Origin of the sequence: Streptomyces sp. SID12501 (genome assembly GCF_010550245.1) — a bacterium.
In the GTDB taxonomy this organism is placed as follows: domain Bacteria; phylum Actinomycetota; class Actinomycetes; order Streptomycetales; family Streptomycetaceae; genus Streptomyces.
On sequence record NZ_JAAGLU010000598.1, the window covers coordinates 1 to 451 of the forward strand.

1 protein-coding gene is annotated in these 451 nt (G+C 72.9%); it reads right to left on the minus strand.

Annotated features, from left to right (window positions below; genetic code table 11):
* Positions 1–11: 11 nt before the first annotated feature.
* On the minus strand, positions 12–451 hold a 440-nt coding region (locus tag G3I71_RS47460), incomplete at its 5' end, for an alpha-isopropylmalate synthase regulatory domain-containing protein (protein WP_275409450.1).

Here is a 451-nt window from a genome sequence, read left to right on the forward strand (position 1 = left end):
CCGCGGCGGCGTCAGCGCGCCAGGACGCCCCGGTGGCGCAGACCCCAGATCGCGGAGTCGGTGAGCGCCTCCCACGAGGCCTCGATGAGGTTGGGCCCCACGCCGACCGTGCTCCACGACGTCTCGCCGTCCGTCGTCTCGATGAGCACGCGCGTGACGGCGTCGGTGCCCTGCATCTGGTCGAGGATGCGGACCTTGAAGTCGATGAGCTCGAAGCCCTCCAGCTCCGGGTAGACGCGCAGCAGCGCGTGCCGCAGCGCGTGGTCCAGCGCGTTGACGGGACCGTTGCCCTCGCCGGTGCTGACGATCCGCTCGCCGCCCGCGTGCAGCTTCACGGTCGCCTCGGCCGTCGCGGGCGTGCCGCGACCGCCGTTGCGCTCGACGATCGTGCGCCACGACTCGACGCGGAAGTACCCCGGGCGCGCGCCCTCGAGCTCCTCCACGAGCAGCA